Genomic DNA, 3517 nt, shown 5'->3' on the forward strand with positions numbered 1-3517 from the left:
TCTAAATATCTGAAATCGGAACTTAGGAAAGTTGATTATATGGTTTATCGAATGGGTGATGATTTTGGAATAAGAAAGGGATTTCAATCCAACGGCCCATCACTTGTTGACTTTCACAAATATATAGATACTGAATGTTTTACACATAAGAAAGGTTATTTTGTGAATTTAAAAAATACAAATGTAGAAGAAATTTTAAAAAGTTTAGAAAAATTTTTAGAGGTTTAAAATATGAAGAAATTGATTTCATTATTTTTGATTTTTATGTTTTTATTTACTATTGCATGTGGAACTACTTCCAAAACAATTAAAGTTCCAAAGATTGATAAGAGTTATGCAAAGGTAATGAAACAGGCCGATGATTTAGCTAAAATTTTAGCAAAATATTCAGCCTTTTCCATTTGTTTTTGGAAAAATGCTTTGGGTGAAGATATAAATAAATTTTCATATAGTTCCATTCAATGTTTAAACAAGATAGAAGAAATAATGAAAGATAAAGATTATAAGGATTTGACTGAGTGCGAAAAGGGAACAATTTTGGCTTGTTGGTTAAGATTTTCAGCTGAATTGACTAATCAAATGATTACTAAATTGCCAGAAGAAATTTCAAAAATAATTTTATTATTTAAATAGGGGGTTAAATATTATGAAGTCTATCAAAGCAGGTATTTATGATGCTTATCATGCAGATGGTCTTAATTTAAAAATTAAATTAAATGGTGTAACAGTGAAAGCTGGGACGGCTACTTTTGTAGGTCAGAAAGGCGCAGATTATAAATTAATAGATCAGGGAAGCAATGCTACTGACAATATAGTTGGCTGGGCTATTTTAGGCGATTATACTGCTTACAATGTTTATGGCGTAACTGATAATGGTGATGGAACATATACATTTAGCAAAGATAAAGAAAGATTTGTTATTACTGATGAAGAAGCTATTTTCCTAATCAAAGGTATTGGCGGTTCTCCAAATGCAGAAACTGCTATTAAAGCATTACGTTATGGCGATGCACTTAAAGTTATTATAAACAACAATGAGCAGGTTGTGGATTTGGATAATAGTCCATTTAATGAAGGTTTCGTGATTTTTGTAGGCGCTTCCGATGAAGAAGCAGAAGCAGGTTATATGCGTGTTAAAATTAATACACATAAGCAAATAGTTGTTTCATAAAAATTAGAAAATAATATATATTTGGAGGTTTAATTATCATGGCAGAACAGACTGAATTCACCCAAGTCTTAAAATCTAAAGGTTATGAAATCTTTTTTAGGGAATATGAAGAAGAAGCTCCTGTTTGGCCACTTTTATTTGAAGAAGAAGATTGCCCTGATGCATATGTGATGTCCCATACAATGGTAGGATTAGATGAATTAAAAGAAAAGAAACCAGGCGAGCCTATTGAATATGATACTCCAGAAGAAGGTTGGTTGCTAATAGGTAAAATTAGAACATTTGCACGTGGGATGCGCTGGAATTATGAAACACATAGAAGCATGGAAGCAATTGCAAAATTGTTCAGCTCTACTATTAAGGAGTGGTCTAGGGCCGCTGCTAGAACAAAAGAATCTTTCTATTCTAAATTCTTTGTGTATGGCGCTTTGACATCTGGTCATGATATATTTGATAATAGCGTAGGCGATATTGTAGATCCTAGTGGTAAATTCATATATGATGGTAAACCTTTTATGGCAGATGCAGGTAATGAGCATCCACTAAAATCTGCTAGTGTTTCTGGTTGTGGGCAGAATTATTTAGGTGCTGATAAAGATTATACTATAACTAATTTAAATAGCGCTTATACAAAGATGGTAGTTGATAATGCATATAATGATAGGGGTAATCCTATCACAATAAGGCCAGATACAATTTTATGCCATCCTTCTATAGCACATGATATTAAAGCTGACATTTCCAGCGAATATTATCCACAAAAAACTTCAGGCGCTACTAAGAAGAATCCATTCTATAACATGTTTGGTGTACTTCCTTGGAATAGGATTCCAAAAGTTGGCAATCATTTCCCATGGGCATTGTTACAGAGAGGTCGTGGATTAGTGGCATTGTCTGGAGAGGAAGTGATAATAGATGTATGGCAGGACAAAGAAAACAAGGAAATCAAGGCCAGTGTAATGGTTCTATTTGGTGGTTATGTGAAAGATTGGCGTTACACAATGGGCGCTTGCTTCGCTAAATCATAACATAACGTAAAGGCCCTTAATTGGGCCTTTACAAATGTAATTTTTTGTTATATAATTTTTTTTATGAAATGTCCTATTTGCGGTGCTGAAAAGAAAAATAAGCGTTCAAAAACCTGTGGAAAGAAGGAATGTGTAGCTGAATACCTTAGAAGATATTTTTTGAAGAAGTATGGTGTTGAAAATCCATCACAAGCTGAAGTTATAAAAGAAAAAAGGAAACAAGTTTTTTTAAAAAAATATGGTGTTGAAAATCCATTTCAACTTGATTTTATAAGACAAAAGGCTAGGCAGACTTTATTGGAAAGGTATGGCGTCGATAATGCTTTAAAATCTGATTTTTTTAGACAAAAAGCAAAAGATACATGTTTATTGAGATATGGAGTTGAAGTTCCACTTCAAAATGAACAGATTAAAGAAAAAGTTAAACAAACCAATTTAAAAAGATATGGCGTTCCATATGCTCTTCAAAACGAAAAAATAAAAGAAAAGTTTAAGAAAACTTTATTAAAAAAATATGGCGTTGATAATATATCAAAATTAAAAGTTGTTAGTGAAATTAAACATTTTAAAGAAACGGAAAAGTTTTTGCCTAAGTTAAAGGAATATTGTGATAAAAATGATTTGATTTTTCTATCTGAAAATTATAACGGTGTTTGGAAAGATAAAAATCAGTGCATAGCTAATAAGTATAAATTTAAATGTAAGAAATGCGGTTATGAGTTTGAATCTACATTAAGAAGCATTGTTAGATGTCCAAAGTGTTCAGGTTCTAATGAAGAAAAAGAACTTATAGATTTTTTGGAAGAAAATAATAATAAAGTAATTGTTCATGATCGCTCCATTTTAGATGGAAAAGAGTTAGATATTTTTATTCCAGACAGGAATTTAGCTATTGAATTGAATGGTTTGTTTTGGCATTCAGAATTAAATGGAAATAAAGATAGAAATTATCATTTAAATAAGACAATATTGTGCGAACAAAAGGGAATTCATTTAATTCAGATTTTTGAAGATGAATGGTTATTTAAAAAAGATATTGTGAAAAGTATTTTACTTGCTAAACTTGGATTATTGGAAAATAAAATATATGCTAGAACTTGCATTATAAAAAATTTGGATTATAATGAAGTTAAAGAGTTTTTGCGAGAAAATCATCTTCAATCTGATATTAAGGCCAAATTAAATATTGGATTATTTTACAATAATGAATTAGTTTCATTGCTTTGTTTGGGGAAACCTAGGTTTAATAAAAAATATGAAAGGCTCATTTTAAGATATTGCACTAAAAAGACCTCTTAAGTTCCTTGTACATAAAGAG

Annotated in this window: 5 protein-coding genes; all 5 read left to right on the forward strand. The window is 30.6% G+C overall.

What is annotated here, in order from left to right:
• On the forward strand, window positions 1-228 hold a 228-nt coding region (locus tag J7J62_04105), incomplete at its 5' end, for a hypothetical protein (GenBank protein MCD6124337.1).
• A 3-nt stretch (window positions 229-231) separates the two neighbouring features.
• Complete coding sequence (locus tag J7J62_04110) at window positions 232-633, forward strand: hypothetical protein (protein ID MCD6124338.1); 402 nt, start codon at window positions 232-234, stop codon at window positions 631-633.
• Window positions 634-646: 13 nt separating this feature from the next.
• Window positions 647-1171 carry a hypothetical protein gene (locus J7J62_04115; protein MCD6124339.1) on the forward strand — a complete coding sequence of 175 codons (525 nt, stop codon included), beginning with the start codon at window positions 647-649 and terminating at the stop codon, window positions 1169-1171.
• A gap of 38 nt (window positions 1172-1209) precedes the next feature.
• Entirely contained in the window at window positions 1210-2199 is a 990-nt protein-coding gene (locus J7J62_04120; GenBank protein MCD6124340.1) for a hypothetical protein, read from the forward strand.
• Window positions 2200-2262: 63 nt separating this feature from the next.
• The gene (locus tag J7J62_04125) at window positions 2263-3498 is read left to right on the forward strand and encodes a hypothetical protein (GenBank protein ID MCD6124341.1); all 1236 of its coding nucleotides are present in this window, start codon (window positions 2263-2265) and stop codon (window positions 3496-3498) included.
• Window positions 3499-3517 lie beyond the last annotated feature (19 nt).

It is taken from the genome of bacterium, assembly GCA_021159335.1.
In the GTDB taxonomy this organism is placed as follows: Bacteria; UBP14; UBA6098; order B30-G16; family B30-G16; genus JAGGRZ01.

Coding starts and splice junctions, on each gene's coding strand:
- J7J62_04115 (MCD6124339.1), top strand. CDS start 647: ATGAAGTCTATCAAAGCAGGTATTTATGATGCTTATCATGCAGATGGT.
- J7J62_04110 (MCD6124338.1), top strand. CDS start 232: ATGAAGAAATTGATTTCATTATTTTTGATTTTTATGTTTTTATTTACT.
- J7J62_04120 (MCD6124340.1), top strand. CDS start 1,210: ATGGCAGAACAGACTGAATTCACCCAAGTCTTAAAATCTAAAGGTTAT.
- J7J62_04125 (MCD6124341.1), top strand. CDS start 2,263: ATGAAATGTCCTATTTGCGGTGCTGAAAAGAAAAATAAGCGTTCAAAA.